14 protein-coding genes are annotated in these 18,369 nt (G+C 47.2%); 8 read left to right on the top strand and 6 right to left on the bottom strand.

Annotation, left to right across the window (positions count from 1 at the left end; genetic code table 11):
* Positions 1-36 precede the first annotated feature (36 nt).
* The 3 genes from ACYCSE_RS10915 to ACYCSE_RS10905 form a co-directional block, all read right to left on the bottom strand.
* Entirely contained in the window at positions 37-1,311 is a 1,275-nt protein-coding gene (locus ACYCSE_RS10915; protein WP_061830677.1) for an ABC transporter substrate-binding protein, read from the bottom strand.
* A gap of 183 nt (positions 1,312-1,494) precedes the next feature.
* A complete protein-coding gene (locus tag ACYCSE_RS10910; RefSeq protein WP_013308403.1) occupies positions 1,495-2,061 on the bottom strand; it encodes a DUF420 domain-containing protein in 567 nt (188 codons plus the stop codon).
* 289 nt (positions 2,062-2,350) lie between these two features.
* On the bottom strand, positions 2,351-2,626 hold the full coding sequence (locus ACYCSE_RS10905) for a GNAT family N-acetyltransferase (protein ID WP_134903211.1): 276 nt from the start codon (positions 2,624-2,626) through the stop codon (positions 2,351-2,353).
* 200 nt (positions 2,627-2,826) lie between these two features.
* Here ACYCSE_RS10905 and ACYCSE_RS10900 point away from each other — a divergent pair, with 200 nt between their 5' ends.
* From ACYCSE_RS10900 to ACYCSE_RS10890, 3 genes are all read left to right on the top strand, one after another.
* Positions 2,827-3,792 carry an ATP-dependent DNA ligase gene (locus ACYCSE_RS10900; RefSeq protein ID WP_254327245.1) on the top strand — a complete coding sequence of 322 codons (966 nt, stop codon included), beginning with the start codon at positions 2,827-2,829 and terminating at the stop codon, positions 3,790-3,792.
* A 110-nt stretch (positions 3,793-3,902) separates the two neighbouring features.
* On the top strand, positions 3,903-4,445 hold the full coding sequence (locus ACYCSE_RS10895) for a MarR family winged helix-turn-helix transcriptional regulator (protein ID WP_061830683.1): 543 nt from the start codon (positions 3,903-3,905) through the stop codon (positions 4,443-4,445).
* Entirely contained in the window at positions 4,430-5,353 is a 924-nt protein-coding gene (locus tag ACYCSE_RS10890) for an alpha/beta hydrolase (protein ID WP_459702243.1), read from the top strand. Before ACYCSE_RS10895 ends, ACYCSE_RS10890 begins: the two co-directional genes overlap by 16 nt.
* A gap of 62 nt (positions 5,354-5,415) precedes the next feature.
* Here ACYCSE_RS10890 and ACYCSE_RS10885 read toward each other — a convergent pair whose 3' ends face one another.
* Complete coding sequence (locus ACYCSE_RS10885; RefSeq protein ID WP_061830773.1) at positions 5,416-6,348, bottom strand: manganese-dependent inorganic pyrophosphatase; 933 nt, start codon at positions 6,346-6,348, stop codon at positions 5,416-5,418.
* Positions 6,349-6,713: 365 nt separating this feature from the next.
* On the opposite strand from ACYCSE_RS10885, the gene ACYCSE_RS10880 reads away from it, so the two are divergent.
* Positions 6,714-11,006, top strand: a complete 4,293-nt coding sequence (locus ACYCSE_RS10880; protein ID WP_459702242.1) for a S8 family serine peptidase — start codon at positions 6,714-6,716, stop codon at positions 11,004-11,006.
* A gap of 83 nt (positions 11,007-11,089) precedes the next feature.
* Here the strand turns inward: ACYCSE_RS10880 and ACYCSE_RS10875 are convergent, their stop codons facing one another.
* Both ACYCSE_RS10875 and ACYCSE_RS10870 read right to left on the bottom strand, forming a co-directional pair.
* A complete protein-coding gene (locus ACYCSE_RS10875) occupies positions 11,090-12,580 on the bottom strand; it encodes a sensor histidine kinase (RefSeq protein WP_459702241.1) in 1,491 nt (496 codons plus the stop codon).
* Positions 12,577-13,263 carry a response regulator transcription factor gene (locus ACYCSE_RS10870; RefSeq protein ID WP_061830691.1) on the bottom strand — a complete coding sequence of 229 codons (687 nt, stop codon included), beginning with the start codon at positions 13,261-13,263 and terminating at the stop codon, positions 12,577-12,579. Before ACYCSE_RS10870 ends, ACYCSE_RS10875 begins: the two co-directional genes overlap by 4 nt.
* A 289-nt stretch (positions 13,264-13,552) precedes the next feature.
* Here ACYCSE_RS10870 and ACYCSE_RS10865 point away from each other — a divergent pair, with 289 nt between their 5' ends.
* From ACYCSE_RS10865 to galU, 4 genes are read left to right on the top strand one after another with little or no spacing between them, the layout of a single operon-like run.
* Positions 13,553-15,904, top strand: a complete 2,352-nt coding sequence (locus ACYCSE_RS10865; RefSeq protein ID WP_459702240.1) for a glycosyltransferase family 39 protein — start codon at positions 13,553-13,555, stop codon at positions 15,902-15,904.
* 18 nt (positions 15,905-15,922) lie between these two features.
* The gene (locus ACYCSE_RS10860; protein ID WP_459702239.1) at positions 15,923-17,014 is read left to right on the top strand and encodes a glycosyltransferase family 2 protein; all 1,092 of its coding nucleotides are present in this window, start codon (positions 15,923-15,925) and stop codon (positions 17,012-17,014) included.
* A gap of 3 nt (positions 17,015-17,017) precedes the next feature.
* Positions 17,018-17,440, top strand: coding sequence for a GtrA family protein (locus ACYCSE_RS10855; RefSeq protein WP_459702238.1), 423 nt, complete (start codon positions 17,018-17,020; stop codon positions 17,438-17,440).
* A complete protein-coding gene (gene galU, locus ACYCSE_RS10850) occupies positions 17,437-18,318 on the top strand; it encodes a UTP--glucose-1-phosphate uridylyltransferase GalU (protein WP_459702237.1) in 882 nt (293 codons plus the stop codon). Before ACYCSE_RS10855 ends, galU begins: the two co-directional genes overlap by 4 nt.
* The last annotated feature ends 51 nt before the right edge of the window (positions 18,319-18,369 follow it).

Raw genomic sequence — 18,369 nt, 5'->3', positions numbered from 1 at the left:
TGAACAGGGGAGTATTCACTTACTCCCCTGTCAAACCTATTGCTTTAAAATATCGTTCACTTCCTGCTCCAAAGCAGTAAGCGTCTGCTTCGTATCCGTGCCATTCAATACCATATTTTGTAAAGCTCGCGCGATGGCACTGTTCACATCTTTGGCATTAGGCACACCGACCATATAATCTGTCGCCTTATCCAAGCTTTGCGCGGATACTACCTTGGCTTGTGCTTCTAATGATTTGTCAGACTGAGTAAAATATGGATCTTTAATGGAGTCTTTCGTGGAAGGTAGTGTATTTGCCGCTTTAGAAAAAGCGGTTTGACTCTCTGCGTTTGTCAAGAAAACAGCAAATTTCACCGCTTCGTCCACATGTGCAGACTTAGCAGGTACGACCAGGTCCATGGAGTTGGAGAGCCGCACATCGGCTTTACCGGTTGGGACAGGGACAGCAATTGTGTTCTTATAAACATCCGGCGCTGCCGTTTTGATAAAATTGATGAACGTCGGGCCTGCCAGCTCGAAAGCAACCTGCTCGCCGGCATAATATTTCACTTGTTGTGAGAATTCAGCGTCTTCCTTGAGTACAATGCCATCTTCCATCTGTTTTTTCAGATTATCAATCATAGTGACTGCTTCTGGTGTGTTGAACGCCGCTGCTGTCTTTTCTTTATTTAGGATAGGAATGCCGTCCACAGCGAAAAGCTTGGATACAAGCTGCTGAGCATAGCCTGCCTTGCCAATTTTTCTATTGATCTGACGGCCCCATTCAGACAATTCCTCCCGGGTTTTGGGCGGATGAGCAGGGTCCAATCCGGCAGCTTTGACCAGCTTTGTATTCATGTAAAGCACTTCTGTACCGGTATACCAGGGTAGCGCATAAGCTTTACCGTTAATAACTGTAGAATTATAAATACCCTCGAAATAAGCAGCCTTTTCCTCGGGCGACAAATGCTCATTCATATCAACAACAGCACCCTTGGAGCCCATTTGGCTAGCAAATTCTGTATTGAGATTGACTACATCTGGACTGCTGTTGCTAGCGATACTTGTCAACAGCTTGTTGGTTACTGCGTCATAAGGGTAATCCTTCCAGTCAATTTTGACATTGGGGTTCTTCTGCTCATAATCGGCAATCACCCGATTGAAATACGGGGTAAATGTAGGTTGTAGTGCAATGGTCCAAAATTGCAGTGTTACTTTCCCTCCGTCAACCTTTTCCGACTTTGATCCTCCACCACCGCAGCTGCTCAGCAGTACAACCAGCGCTAGCATAGATACAAGCAACCGTAACCTGCCTTTCGCTTTCTTTGTCACATGGTGACCCCCTTGTTCTTAGTTGATTAAGGCAAATTATAGCAGAAATACCGCTAAAGAAGGAACGTTTTTTCAATAAAATAAATTTAGAAGGAATAATTTTTCTTTTATTGGATACAAAAAAGGCGTCTCTTCAGCAGAGACGCCATTTCCCTAAATCAACCCGCAAAGGGTTCACAGCTATTAATAGTATGGGGCCATGAAAACGTACACCAGTACCCCGGTCAAGCTCACATATAGCCAAATCGGCATCGTCCAGCGTGCAATCTTACGATGTTTTGCTACCTGCATCGTCCATCCCCATACAACCGTGAACAGGGCCAGCGGTACAATAATCGCAGCCAGTATGCTATGCGAAATCAACAGCGTAAAGTAAATTGGCCGAAGGATACCCACCCCACCATATTTTGCAGTTTCCGGAGAAATGTAGTGAAAGGTCAGATAGGAAAATAAAAATAAAACGGTACTGGCGAAGGCCAGCAAAACAAAGGTTTTATGAAGCTTAATGTTCTTTTTGAAAATAGCAACCAGTGCAGCCACCAGAAAAATAAATGTGAAGCTGTTAAAAATCGCATTCAGCCTTGGGAAAATAGTGAGATCAAAACTCACACTACCCTGGTATCCGATCGGCGAAAAGAACAGCAGCAAAATAATCACGTTGGCTATAATGGAAACGGTGATAATCAAGGCTGTAAAATTACGATTGCTCGTTGGAACGTACTGCTTGTCCTCACTCGCTTTATTCATCATGAGCGTCTCCTTCGTTAAATTCAGGTTTTCGTTACTGTTGTAGTCATAACCATAATATATTATATAGAACTGATGGACAGCCTGTGAAGTGACAACAGTATGAACAATTTCATAGCCATCTGTCAGAAAATATGATTCAACATTTGAGAATAGCCCTTTACTTCCCTGTATCAACGGTAGAATGCATTGATTTTACAAGCTTTATGCACACAAAAAACACCGGGAAGGTCTGATTACCCGCTCCGGTGTTGTATCGGTTATGCAATTAAGCAGCCTTGATGATCCATATTCATTGCTGCCATACGTCACTGTATTCCTGATGGCGCTTGAATAGAGCAAGCGCGTACGAGCAAGCAGGAATAACCTTTTTATGCTCATTCCTTGCCATATCAACCACTCGGTCGATAAGCTCCTTGCCGATTTTTTGACCCCGTAACTGCTCGGATACAAATGTATGGTCAATGACCAACGAGTGGTCATCTATGGATTTATAGCCTACTTCTGCAACTACCTGCCCATCATCCACCATGACTACTGCATGGTCCTCCTCGCGAATTTGTCTCATGAAACCAATCTCCTTTCTGACTGAAGAACATCCCGTTACAACTCCATGCTAACGAATTACGAATTACTGCAATCACTTCATGCCGGCGCAAGATATCCTTATCATTCCCCTATTTAGGAATCAGCGAAACATCACATACATAAAATAAGATCTATCGTCGACACTATATTTATTCCAATGAAGGCAAGGGAGGTGCTGCGTTGCGTACGGAATTAAAACCTGTCATCCCGTTTGAACCGGAACTGAGCGAAAAAGTACCTGTAGATGCAACAGGCCTTTGGCGTTACGAAATAAAATGGGACGGTACGAGAATTTTGACGTATCACGACCAGGGCAGCACGCGTCTGTTCAACCGCAAACAGCACGAACGAACGCTTTTATACCCGGAGCTTGCTCTCTTCCCCTCCTACTGTAAGGCTGATTCGGTCATATTGGACGGGGAAATGATCGCACTCGGTGCCGACGGTAAGCCATCGTTCCATGAAATTATGCGAAGGGATCTGATTCGTCGAACGGATCGAATTCAGTCAGCCTATGAAGCTGTACCCGCTACTTACATGTTGTTTGATATTGTTTATCTGAACGGGGAGTGGGTTCATCTTAAACCGTTACAGGAAAGGCTTGAACTGCTGCATCAGATCATCATACCGAATGAACGGATTCAACTGGCTCCCGCTCATCCTGATGGACAAGCTCTATTTCAGGTCATGTGCAACCAAAGAATGGAAGGCATTGTGTGTAAAAAGCTGGATAGTCCGTACACATTGGGCGGAAAAGACGGACGATGGGTCAAAGTCAAAAATTATGGCGATATCATTGCCGTTATCGGTGGCTATACCCTAAACGGAGGCCTTATCAACGCTGTGTTGCTGGGCCAATATGATAAACAAGGAATGCTGCGCTATATCGGACATGTGGGTACGGGTAAGCTGACTCGGGAAGATTGGCGTCAGCTTACCGAGCGCCTGCTGCCACATACCATATCGGAGCGACCTTTTAGCAATAAACCGGATCGGCATCAAGACGCATTTTGGGTGCAACCCATGTACACCGCCAAGGTTCAATATAGTGAGTGGCGATGGCAAGAAGGACGTACCCTGCGCCAGCCCTCCATACAAGCCTTTGTGAATCAGGGCCTCGATCAGTGTATCGGCCCCTGGATATAACGTTTTGCAGATATATTTTTAAAAAATGCGGAACAAAGTTTGTATAAATCATTGCAACCAGTGGTTAATTAAATTACAGTTAACTAATTAACTACATCGAGGTGGATCGCATGTTCTTTTTTTTGGACTCCGAAATTCGTCAACTGGCCTATAATCTCTTTCCAGGTGGCAATAAACCGATTGGTGTTTTGGTAGATTTATTTTCCATAACGTATGAAATACGAAAAAATATGGAAAAACGTTCACGTGAATTTGGTCTCTCCTACGGGCAATATATCGCGCTTTGTGTACTTTCAGCGCAAAGAGATGAAATGTCATCTCCTTCTGCTTTGGCTGATAAGATGGGTGTAAGCCGGGCAGCAATCAGTTCTATGGTTATTTCTCTCGAACAAGAGGGATTCATTAATAAATATGACGATCCCAATGACAAGCGGGGAGTGTTCGTGTCCCTGAACGATAAAGGAAGAAGTAAAATTCAACAGATGGATCCCTTTTTCCTAGGGCTGGCTTCACGTCTGATGTCAGACTTTAGTGAGTCGGAAATCTGTCAGTTCCAAACCTATTTGTCACGCGTACGTTCTGCGTTTGAAGATGTTAAAGGTTCGCGTCTAACCGACTCCAGAGAGGAGAGAGAAAAATGGTGCGAAGACTGAGACAAAAACTGTTCGTCAAACTTGCTCGCATATCGGCTGGCAGAATGGTAGCTGCGTCCGATTTCAAACCTTCGCATTCTCCCAAAGTACATCGGAAGGAAAGGATCATCCCCACCTCTATTGGTGACTCCAGGGTGATTGTATATGAACCTTCTCACCGGTCTGCTGATCCACTCCCTGTATTCGTTAATTTCCATGGCAGCGGTTTTGTAATGGGTAGCGCCGAGATGGATGATCCCTGGTGCCCGGTCATTGCTGAACGTGCGAATTGCGTCGTCGTTAATGTCGATTATCGCTTGGCCCCAGAACATAAATTCCCTATCCCGCTACAGGAAAGCTATGAGGTGACCCAATGGTTGTACAAGCATCCTGATGTGCTTAACGTAGATCCTCAACGCATTGCGGTCGGGGGACACAGTGCGGGTGGCAATCTAGCGGCGGCGCTGTGTCTTATGGCCCGGGATCGCAAGGAATTTCCGATTGTATATCAGGTACTGGATTACCCACCACTGGATATTGCTACAGATCCTAAATTGAAGCCCCAATTCGAGAAGGGGATTCCGCCACGAGTAGCAAAAATCTTTAATGAAAGTTATCTGCATTCACCAGATGAGGCGCGAAATCCATTGGTTTCCCCCATTTTTGCAGAATCACTACATAATCTCCCTCCTGCTCTGATCATAACCGCGGAGTTGGACTCCTTGGCTGACGAAGCCGAGTTGTATGCCAAACGGCTGATTGAAGCAGATGTCCCCGTGAAGTATAAAAAATACATGGGTGCCGCACATGCCTTTACTCATAGCGGCGATCTCGCTGTAGCTGAAAACGCCTGGCATCTGATGAGCGATCAGTTGAAATTGGCATTTGAATTCCGCATCGGAGATGTCCTGGCAGAACTGAAGAAATAAAAATAAGCCTCCTGCTTCCACTGCCATTATGCAGTCGGGCTCAGGAGGCTTATTATTTATCATTACAAACTGTTAAAAGCGTCAGTCAATACAGGCACAATTTGCGATTTGCGCGATACAACGCCTTTTAGAACAGCCTTATTGTCGTCCAACTGAACATTATAGGCTTTCTCAACCGCTTGTGCTTGGCTTCCCAGGGCAATACCAATGGAATCACTGTTCACGATGTCTGTTACAACGAACAGGAACAGATCGAGATTTTTGGCCTCAATGGTTTGGGATAATGCAGCTTCTAGGTCAGCTTGACGCGATAGCACATCGTTGACGTCTACTGCGTTCACTTGAGCAATTTCCACTTTGCGACCATTCATCTGAAATTCTTTGGCATCCAGACTTACTAACTGTTCAATGGTATGACCACTCAAATCAGCTCCCGCTTTAAGCAAGTCAAATCCGTAACGATCTGCATCTACACCAGCAATTTCAGCCAGTTCACGAGCAGCAGCTACGTCTTGATCCGTGCAGGTTGGGGATTTAAACAACAGGGAATCGGAAATAATCGCGGACAACATTAGACCTGCGATTTCTTTCGGAATCGCTATACCATTTTCCTTGTAGAGCTTGTTCAAAATGGTGGCTGTGCAACCCACCGGCTCAGCGCGGAAGTATAACGGCTGGCTTGTTTCAAAGTTAGCAATCCGGTGATGGTCGATGACTTCAGTTACACGTACCTTGTCAATATCAGCGGCGCTTTGCTGGCGTTCATTATGATCGACCAGAATGACGTTGTCCGTTTCAGCAGCAACCTGCTCAACCAGACGTGGCGCGCTCACTTTGAAATAATCCAGTGCATACTGCGTTTCCCCGTTCACCTCGCCCAGACGAACCGGCTCTACGTCCGCGCCCAGTTTGGTTTTTAAGTCTGCATAAGCAATAGCTGAGCAAATGGTATCCGTATCCGGATTTTTATGCCCGAAAATCAACGTTTTTGCCAACATAATCGACTCCTTTGCCTTAGGCATTTTACATGATTGTGAAACCTCAACAATTCCAATGCAGATTATATCATTAAATCTCGCATTCTCCCATTCCCCTTCGATTGTTTTCAAAAATAATCTAGTAAATTCATAACATTTCCATGGAATCTACATGTAATGTTACCCTTATTTTTTCTAAAAATATAAAAAACATATAGTAATATATCCCACCAATATGGTAAGATATGCCTCAAAACTGGCAAGTTAGTCACCAGTGGTCAATTCTATTATTTTAGATATTAAGGGAGGCGTGAGAACAACGGCAGTGGCTTCAAATCCTAGTATGTAGACATATCATATTTTGATTGAAAAGAGGGAAATCTTTGAAAAAGCCGATCATTTTGAAAAAAATACCTGTCGTATCACTCGCTCTTGCCTTGACGGTAAGCTTGTCTCTGCCGTCTGTCAGTTCTGCTGCTACCGCAGATCTACAAATCAACTCATTTTTAAAAGCTCAGCAAGCATTGACTATTGAGGCGGCTCCGGCCTTCATTTCGCCAGAGCTAAGCACAGATTCTTCCCGCCAGGTCAGAGTTATCGTACAGCTTGATGGTGAGCCCCTAGCCGTGGACAAATATGCGGCACGTTCAGGCGTCCAAGCTTTCACAGCTCAATCTGAGCAAAAAGCGGAATCCGCGATTGCCACCGAGCAAACTACGTTCGTGGACCAAGCCGCTGAGCATGGCATTTCTCTTCAGGTGAATTACCAGTACAACACGGTGCTTAACGGCTTGGAGGTCACATTACCAGCCAATAAGATTCCAGAACTGGCTAAACTGCCAGGCGTAAAATCCATTCATGAAAACAAAACGTATTATTCCATCCCCGTACAGGACCCGCCAACACTTACAGCCACTGAAGCCACTTATGATAACGCACCGCTGGACCAGATTGGTATTCCTGAAGCCTGGGCCAAAGGATTGAATGGCGAGGGAATCAAGGTCGGGGTTATTGATACCGGTATCGATTATGAGCATCCGGATTTGAAAGAAGCCTATAAAGGCGGATATGACTCTTTTGAACAAGACAACGACCCTTACGAAGAACCGTTCCTTGAAAAAGAAAATGACCCTTACGGCACAGGTTTTAGCGGAACGACACATGGTACTCATGTCTCCGGCACGATTGCCGGTAAAGCCGCAAATAAATCCTCAGATATTGTACAAAAGGGTATTGCCTATAAATCGGACTTATACGTGTATAAAGTGCTTGGACGCAATACCAAGACGGGTCGTTCCTCCGGTTCCTCCGCACAGGTCATTGATGGCATTGAACACGCTGTCAAAGATGGTATGAACGTCATTAACCTGTCGCTGGGCTCGGATTCCGAAAAGGACCCGAACTCCCCAGATTCCATTGCTATTAATAATGCTGTACTTTCCGGCGTAGTCGCGGTCATAGCGAATGGTAATGCGGCACAGGAAGGCCCCTATTTTTATTCCATGGGTTCTCCCGCAACATCACAGCTGGCGATTTCCGTCGGTGCAGCTACTTCGCCGAGCAAAAGCTTCTCAGGTACAGCTTCGGTCACCCGTGACACCTATTGGGAGGCTAACGGTGAATTGAAAAAGACCGTAACTAATGATGCTTATGCACATTATGATTTTAATTTGATGGGCTGGGAGACAGGCAGAGAAGACTTTGCCTCCATTTTGGGAACTGCCCCTTATGAGCTCGTATATGCGAATCTGGGACAACCTGATGATTTTGAAGGGAAAGACGTAGCAGGAAAAATCGTCCTCGTTTCACGCGGCAACTTGGCATTCGTGGATAAAATCACAAATGCGAAAAAAAACGGTGCGAAGGCTGTTATCGTTTTTAATGGGAATACGAAAGCGAGCGACATCACCAAAGCTGATTTAGGGGAAAGTATTTCAGGTCGCGATGACTACGTTAATTCCAATTTGGGTGACAGCTTTGACTTTATTCCAACCTTTGACATGAAAGGTAAGGAAGGCCGTGCACTGGCTAAACAAATCGTAGACAACGCTGGAGAAAAGTTCTCCGTTTCCTTTGGAGCAGACTATATTCGCACAGATAATGCTGGTAATACCATGGCCGATTTCAGCTCCCGCGGACCGAACGGAGATGAACTGCTCAGTATCAAACCGGACGTGAGCGCACCAGGTGTTGGCATTTTATCAACCTACCCTGCTTTCGCCAAGTTCTATCCAGATGCATCTTATGAGCAGGCTTACAAACGTAGCAACGGTACAAGTATGGCGTCTCCACATGTGGCTGGACTTGCTGTGCTGCTGAAGCAGCAGCATCCGAACTGGACACCGTTTGATATCCGCGCTGCGCTCGCCAACACTTCGATTACACTCTTTGATGAGGATAAAATCCAATATGATGTGTATTCCCAAGGTGCAGGCCTTGTAAACATCGCTAATGCGATTCAGACGCCAGCCCTGCTGGAAACCGTCGAAAAGATTACGATTCTCGACAAGAACTTTAATCGGCAGGAGGTTGTGAATTACAATCCTTCCGCCAGCTTCGGGGTGTTACGACCTGGTAGTGATGCGAAGCAGATTCAGCTTCAACTCAAAAACTTGTCGGCTAACACTGTGCAATATGAAGCCAGCACCGTTTTACATGATAATGTAACTTCTGATCCAACTCAACCGATTGCTACACCTGACGTGAGCAACATTGCCGTTCAGTTGCAAGGTGTGAGCGCGAATGGAGCAATCTCGGCAGAACCGGGTAAATCGCAACCGTTCTTCCTGTCTGTACAACCAAATTCGGGTGCAGCCACAGGTGTATATGAAGGGGAAGTTATTCTGAAAAGCGCCGGACTGCCAACACTTCATCTGCCGTTCGTCGTTCATGTGGGCAAAGAAAATCCTACAACTGGCTTCGGCTTGCAGGACTTGAGTGTCACCAACCCGATTATTTATCCGAGTCGTACAGGTGCTCAACGTTCAACAGATTTGGCATTCCGCCTGACCACAGATAAAACCAACCAGATCGCGCTTTATGTATACGGCGTAGATGATAAATTAATCGGTCTGATCGATGGAATTACGACCTCCAAGGAACAAGGTGACAATGCTCGCCTCAAACAAGGCGCATATTCCTTCAAGGATATTGACGGAAGTTACGTCGAATTAGATGACAAGGGAAAACCTGTTCTGGATGCTAATGGTCAGCCCGTGATTCAGCATTTGAAGGACGGCGTATACAAGCTGGAAGTCAGTTCTCCAGAACTGAATAAAGACGGCGAAGTCGTACGCAATGCCGACGGCCCTAAACTCTTCACCGCCACTAAAGCTATTCGCGTGGATAATAGCGCCGCATCCAGCGATAGTGGTGGAGGCGGAGGTGGTGGAGGTGGCGGCAGAAGCAATACTACACCTTCTGCTACAACGAACACATCCACTCCTGTCCCTACATCTGCACCTTCACTTCAAAGCGTTGTGAAACAAGGACAGGCTGTTAAAACTATCACTACAGCCGTTGCATTGAACAATAATGTACAGTCGCTGACAGTAACCGATGCAGATTTGCAGGCTGCCGTGACAGCAGCAGGTTCCAGCCCGACAGCTATTGTACTGTCGGCTACTAGCCAAGCAGGCCAAACGACGAAGGCATCGCTTACTTCCACACAACTGGTAACGCTGGGCAAGGCTTCAGCAGGAAGCAGCTTGATTGTAAGCAATACAGGCTCTTCTATGGCTTTGCCAGTATCCGCTCTGAAAAATGTTCCTGCTGGTGCAGGCATTGAAGTGGTAATCAGCAGCCAGACAGAGGCGAGCAGCACTTTTACAAGTAAGCTGAAAGGCTCCAATGTGATCGGCACCCCGGTAGGGTTTGAAGCTAATCTTGTCACTGGTGGCAAGAGTCAATCGCTCAAAGTTGCGCCAGGACAATTTATTAGCCGATCCTTTACCGTACCTGGTCAAATTGATCCTAATACAGCTGGTGTGCTCTATACGGCGAATGGAAATGTCTATCCAGTTCCATCCGTCTTCACCAAGCAAGCTGATGGATCTACCGTCGTTAAGGTAAGCCGTCCGGGCTTCTCAACATATGCAGCGGCGACACGTCCTGTTAGCTTCGAAGATATTTCATCGTCGTATGCCCAATCCGAAATTCAATCGCTTTCGAATAAGTTGCTCATTAACGGCACAACCGACACGAAATTCTCACCGAAGCAAAACGTGACGCGTGCAGAATTTGCAGCCTTGGTCACCCGGGCACTTGGCCTGACACCAGGTACTACTGCACCATTCAGTGATATTCCGGCAGGTAGCTGGTATGCCGGGGATGTGGCAGCCGCTTATGAGGCCGGATTGATTACAGGTCGCAACAACGACAAGTTTGATCCGCAAGCAAATATCAGTCGTCAAGAAATTGCTGTTGTGCTGGGCAAAGCAGTAGATCTGCTTCAAATCAAAACAGCAGCCGATGGTCCTGCACGCACACCGTACCATGATACTTCATCCTTTGCAGGCTATGCCAAGGATAGTATTGAAAAAGTAAGTGCGGCAGGTATTATTAACGGAGCCACGATTAAAGGCTCTTCCTACTTCCAGCCGAATGCACCTACAACCCGTGAGGCATCTGCCAAGGTGCTGCATGTGCTCTTACAAAAAGCTGCACTCATTAACTAACAATTAAAAAGCCCCCCGAGCCGTTATTTAACCAAAGTCGCGGTTCGGGGGGCTATTTTTATGTTACGCCATAATCTTAAATACTATACTGTTCCCGCTAAAGGTAGCGTTACTTTGAATACACTTCCCGTTCCCGGTGTGCTTTCGGCCGTAATGTTCCCGCCGTGTGCTTCCACGATAGACTGTGTAATGGCCAGACCAAGGCCCGCCCCGCCTGAGCTACGTGTACGCGATTCATCTCCACGATAAAAACGCTCAAATATCCGCTCCAGCTGTTCTTTACTCATGCCTGGTCCGTTATCACGAATTTGGATATCCACCAACTTCTTACCTGCAGACAGGTTTACCTGGATCACACCTCTTTCCATATCAGTATGTTGAACAGCATTGTGAAACAGGTTGAGCACTACCTGCTTGATTTTATCCCCCTCTGCCAACACCCGTATACCTGCCGTCATATCAAAAACTACCTTACGTGTACCTGCCAGCATAAGGAGCTGCGGTTTCATTTCCAACAGCAACGCATCTAGTGACATGTCCTCCAGTTTCAACTCCGGTGTTCGGTCCAGCTTAGCCAACAATAGTAAATCAGAGACAAGCTTATTCATGCGCTTGGATTCACCATACATACTTTCTAGTGCTGATTGGAGCTGCTTCGGATTGGATGCTGCTCCACGAAGCAGCACTTCCAAGAAACCGTGAATAGATGTGAGCGGGGTGCGCAGTTCATGGGAAGCATCCGCAATAAATCGTCTCATCTGCATCTGCAATTCCCGTTCGGCAGCAAACGAATGCTCCAACCGTTCCAGCATCCCGTTAAATGAAACTGCCAAACGATCCACCTCATACTGCCCCTGCTCTGCGTCAAAGCGCTCGGCCAGATTGCCCGCATCAATACGTTTGACTGCCTCGACCATCCTGGAGAGGGGGACCAACGTGCGGCGCAGCACAGGAAGCATAAGCGCCAACCCAATCGCAAGCGCAATCAGTGACAATAAAATAAAGGTGCGGAGCTGGTTAATCAACTGCTCTTGCATAGAATTCGTGGATACGCCCATTTGAAGTAAACCGGACGAACGGTCAGGTGGACCGAGCGGACGGAATACAACCAGTTGCTCTTTCCCCTGAGCATCCGTGATTAATTGATAGCCGTGACGCATACGTTTGCTCTGCTGCATCGCTTGATATTGCTCAGTGGTGAGACGTGGCGGCTTAAGCCCGTTTTCGTTGGACAAGCTCTGGAAGGTGCCATCTATATCTATAGAAGCGAGCGACATATCCGGCCAGAACAAAAACGGCCCCGGTCGATTATTCCTCCGATTGGTTTGTTCTTGGGGAGCGGTTACCCCACTCTGCTCCTGTGAATCCTTAATCAATAAATCGGCAGGAATTGAATTCAGCTGCGTATCCATAGCTTCTGCCCGACTGCGATACAGAAAATCTTTCATCAGAAAATATTGTAGAAAACCAATTAATACGAGCAGTAAAGCCAAAATGAGTAACGTTCTGGCTAAAAGCTGGGACCGGAGAGAACGGAGCGCATATTTTCTCCGACTTTTCCCGCCCGCCTTCATAGCAGATCCACCCGGTATCCCACACCGCGCAGCGTACGAATGACCCGGTGCTCCTTGTCTTTGAGTTTTTCACGTAAGGAGCGGATGTACACTTCAACAATATTATCCTCGCCCCCAAAATCGTACCCCCATACCCGGTCCAGTATACGACTTTTACTCAGCACAATCCCGTGGTTTAGCACCAGAAACTTCAATAGTTCATATTCGGTAGGCGACAGCTCCAGCACCTGACTCTGATAACGAATTTCCTTCCGTCGATCATCCACTTGAAAGGGTCCGTGAACCACTTCGCCCAGCAGATCGGGGAACTGATTGCGCAAGCGCGCTTCAATGCGAGCCAGCAACTCATTAAAACTGAAGGGCTTCACAACATAATCATCCGCGCCGATTTTCAAACCCTTTACCCGATCGTCTACATCATCCTTGGCGGTCAGCATAATGACAGCGATGTTATCCTCCGTCTCCTTGAGACTTTGGCACACCTCAAAACCGTTCATTTCCGGCATCATCACATCCAGCACCGCTACATGCGGGCGAAACTCTCTTGCCAAATCGAGCGCTTCACTCCCGTTCTCGGCGGTTCTAACTTCATATCCTTCATTAATCAGTCCAAGCTCTAAAAATTGCAAAATATGAGGCTCATCATCTGCCAGCATAATTTTAACTCCGTGTATTGGATTCATTATTTAATCTTCCCTTTCATGTTGCCGCATTTTTCTCATAAAAAAGTCGGTTCATTTTTTACCTGTATCTAATATACCTGAATCCTGTCGCAAAAAAAGCACCTCTGCTCAGCTTTCAGCTAACGTTCAGGGAGCGCTCAGAACCCATTAAGGTACGTATGGCATGATAATAGCAAGCCGGTAGTTCACCGGGCCAAGATCAGAAGCGACTGGTCATTCCGCAGTCCTGAAGATAGCGGCTAGAACAACGGAATAAATACAAAGAATTTTCACAGGGAGTGGAATGAACATGATTAAGAAATGGTTTAAGACCAGGGCGGACATCCCCCTGATCATCATTATGCTGATATCCGCATTTTTGAACGGATACAACATCTGGCAAGACAAATATGTAAACACCTACTATACGACGGCCGTAGCAAGCATGCTACAGAGCTTTCACAACTTCTTTTTCGCCTCACTTGATTCTGCCGGATCGGTAACGGTAGACAAACCGCCTGTGGTGTTCTGGATTCAGACACTAAGCGCCTATATATTCGGGCTTCACGGATGGAGCGTTATCTTGCCACAGGCGCTAGCTCAGGTCGGATCGGTCTTGCTCGTTTACTTGCTCGTCAAACCGAGCTTCGGTACGATGGCCGCACGATTGGCCGCCTTCGCCATGGCAACGACACCGATAGCCGTAGCGGTTAGCCGCACGAATAACATCGACGCTATGTTGGTCTTCACACTGTTGCTCGCAACATGGCTATTGTTCAGAGGCATTAGAAATGGCAAAACCGGGCTGATCCTTGCTGCTTTCGCAGTCGTAGGCATCGCCTTTAACGAAAAAATGTTGCAAGCCTATATGATCGTTCCCGCACTGGGTTTGTTATATCTGCTGGCTTCCAAGTTTAACTGGAAGCGAAAAGCAGTAACACTGGTAGGATCAGCAGTTGTCCTCCTGATCGTATCGCTCTCCTGGGCAGTCGTAGTGGACTCCACTCCGGCAGATGAACGCCCTTATATGGGAAGTAGCGGTACCAATTCTGTGCTGAATTTGGCCTTTGGTTATAACGGCCTGTCCCGTTTGACAGGAGATCAGGGTACAGGTGGCACTCGTGGCGGTGAACGCACAGATCGGGACAATATCGCTACAACGAATAGCAGCAATACGAACACAGATCAAGCTCAGACGACTACATCATCGGACAGCACTACCACTACGGATGACCCTGGTGCCAACAACATGGCAACAGGCGGATTCGGTGCAGGTGGTCAAATGCCACCGGGTGGATTTGGCGGCAACGGACAAAGTGGTTCTGGAGATGGGCAAGGTGGCCAGAGTGGACCAGGCGGTGGACCGGAAGGAAATTCCGGTGGTGGTATGTTCGGCACTGGCGAAAAAGGACCTTTGCGGTTGTTCCAATCTTCCCTGTCAGGTCAAGCCAGCTGGTTGCTTCCATTCGCATTGATCGCTTCCATCGGTCTGCTTGCAAGCATTCGACGTCGTAATATCACACAAAAGCACAAAGAGGTCATCTTCTGGCTGGCCTGGTTGATTCCCGTAGCTGCATTTTTCAGCGTAGCAGGATTCTTTCATCATTATTACCTGATTATGCTCGCACCACCAATTGCAGCGCTCTTTGGAGCAGGATTCGTAGAATTGTGGAAGCAGTATCGTGAGCGTTCCAACTGGCTCTCCTGGCTGTTACCCGCCGCAGTATTGGCAACCTCGGTATTTAGCTGGTTTGTTTTGCAAAATTACAACGATACCATTGGTAGCGGCTGGTCCATCGCGGTATTGATCCTAGGGATCATCGGCACGGCGCTATTGGTAGTAGCACGAATGAAATCTGAGAAGTTCACAAGATTCGCCATCATTGCAAGTGTACTCGCTATGTTTATCGGCCCTGTGTACTGGGCATTGACACCGATCGTCTACGGGGGGAACAGCATGATTCCACAAGCCGGACCGACTCAATTTGGCGGCGGTGGTGGGGGAATGCCGGGTGGCAATGATCGCAATAGAGGCCAGAGCGCTAATGGACAACAAGCCGAGGGAACTCAAACGAATAACCAGACCAATAATACAGATAATTCCAGTGCTGATGGAAATACTTCAAGCACACAAACAAGTACAGACACGGAACAAAAATCTTCTACCCGCTCTAGAGGGATGGGAGGACCAAACGGCAGCCAAAGTTTAGATCAAAAAACGTTGAGCTATTTGCAAAAAAACAACACAGGTGAAACCTACCTTTTCGCAGCAAGTAATTATTCAACGGCTGCTCCTTACCTGGTCGAGGCCGGACAAAAAGTAATTATTATGAACGGTTTTGTATCTTCCGATCCAGTCTATACCGTCGATAAAATCAAGGCGCTGGTCGAAAGCGGCCAAGTGAAGTACTTCATGATTTCTGGTGGAGGCGGCGGACCGGACGGCGGTAACTCTGAAGTCACTGCATGGATCAAAGAACACGGCAAAGTGATCCCTACAGATGAATGGAAAACAACAACAGGCGAAACAAGTACAGACGTTAAAGCAACCGAGAGCGGAAGCGACACCACAAACAGCAATGCAAACGCCCAGGATGGTCAAGGTGGCCCTGGCGGAGACGAACGTGGTGGAAGCGGTACTTTATACGAAATCACATTATAAAATGAGGAGGAACTACGAATGAGTGAACCTATCCGTTATTCCATAGTTATTCCGATGTACAACGAGGAAGCCGTTATTACGGAAACCTACCGGAGGCTGAAACAAGTCATGGGCTCAATGGGTGAGCCCTACGAGCTGATCTTCGTAAATGATGGAAGTTCGGACCGCAGCGTCCAATTGATCAAGGAATTCAGTCTCAGAGATGACACCATTGTATTGATTGATTTCTCTCGCAATTTTGGTCATCAGCTAGCGATTACCGCCGGGATGGATTATGCGGTGGGAGAGGCGGTCGTCGTCATTGACGCCGACCTCCAGGACCCGCCGGAACTGATTGTTGAGATGGCTAACAAGTGGAAGGAAGGCTATGAAGTGGTCTACGCCAAACGGCTCAAACGCAATGGCGAAACTCGCTTCAAAAAATGGTCTGCCAGCCTCTTCTACCGTGTACTTAAAGCATCAACGGATATTAATATCCCAGTCGACACCGGGGACTTCCGCCTAATGGATCGCAAGGTCATAGAAGAATTGAAACGGCTGCCGGAAAATAACAGATTCGTTCGTGGACTGGTCAGCTGGATCGGGTTCAAACAAACTGCTGTAGAATATGAGCGTGACGAGCGACTCGCAGGCGAAACCAAGTATCCGTTGAAACGAATGATCAAGCTCAGTCTGGACGGGATCACATCCTTTTCGATTAAACCGCTTAAGCTGGCAGGGTATATCGGTGCACTTCTATCCATGTCCGGCTTCCTGTATCTGATGTACGTACTGTTTCTCAACTTTTTCACCGACTCCTATGTGATGAAGGGCTGGTCGTCTATGATTAGCATCAGCCTGATCTTCGACGGGGTGATCCTGATCATTCTCGGTATTATGGGTGAATATGTTGGACGGATTTATGACGAAACCAAAGCACGTCCGCTTTACATTGTCCGTGAGCATCTGGGTGGACAATACGAAAATGGTCCGACACATGCTATGAAAGCCCCTGAACCCCGTGAATCCCTGTACATGCAAGGAGCCCGTGATAGCCTGATTTCGACAGGACGCACAGTGCGCGGCAACAGTGCGGTATATACCGGACCCAAATCCGGTCATGGAGCCTAACCCATGAAAAGTCGCATGGTCCAGCTGCTTCCTATGATCCGATTTGGTATCGTAGGTCTGGTAAATACGGGTGTAGATTATATCATTTTTATGCTGCTGGCTTGGGTCGGAGTGCCGGTCATTGTGGCGCAGACCATTTCGTACAGCTGCGGCACAGCCAACAGTTATATTTTGAACAGCAAATGGACATTCAACAAACAACTATCAAACGACACTAATAAGCGTCAATTACCTAAATTTATCGTCATCAACCTCATCGTATTGGGGGTAACCTCCTTATTACTGCAGGTGCTTCACACTGGAACCGAGCTGCCACTTGCTTTAAGCAAGCTGATCGCGACCGCAGCCGGAATGATCATCAATTATATCGGGAGCCGATACTGGGTATTCGGTTCCCCATCCCGAAAGGAAAGTGAGTTTCTATGAGAAAAATTACAAAAGCTGTTATTCCAGCCGCCGGATTAGGAACCCGTTTTCTACCAGCTACGAAAGCTTTACCGAAAGAGATGCTTCCAATCGTAGACAAGCCAGCTATTCAATATATCGTAGAAGAAGCCATCAAGTCCGGAATTGAGAGCATCATTATCGTAACGGGGCGTAATAAAAAAGCCATCGAGGATCATTTTGACAAGTCTGTGGAGTTGGAGCAGGTACTGGAGAGCAAAGGTAAATATGATCTCCTACGTGAAGTTCAAAGCATCGGGGGCAAAGCAGTCATCCACTATATCCGTCAAAAAGAACCCCTCGGTCTGGGACATGCGGTCAGCTGCGCTCGTCAGTTCATTGGCGATGAGCCCTTCGCCGTGTTGCTGGGCGATGATATTATGAATTCCTCCATCCCGGCGATTCGTCAAATGATGGATGTTTACGAAGCGACTGGAAAGCAAGTGGTCGGCGTGCGTACAGTGGAAGAACAGGATGTAAGTAAATACGGCATTATTGACTCCACTCACCAGAACGGTCTCATTCACGAAGTCGGTGGGCTTGTTGAAAAACCTTCTCCGGCAGAGGCTCCTTCGCGGCAGGCAGTCATTGGTCGGTATGTGTTGGAGCCTTCCATTTTCTCTATATTGGAAAACCTGTCCACTGGAGCGGGCGGTGAATACCAATTGACAGATGCCCTTCATCAAGTAGCATTGCAGAACCAACTGCTCGCATTAGAGCTGGAAGGCACACGTTATGATATTGGAGATAAAGCTGGATATCTGGAAGCCGTGCTCCACATGGGTATGCAACGCGAAGATTTGCGTCCGATGCTTGACTCCATGATGCGCGAGTGGGCACTTGCCTCAATGATAAAATAGGGGAATTTCCTCCCTCCGAAATCCGACGGGTGCTGTGAAATCACGAGAGTA

This window comes from Paenibacillus sp. SEL1, assembly GCF_054602535.1.
Note: the sequence above shows the minus strand (reverse complement) of the source record. Positions and strands in the feature narration are given on the sequence as shown.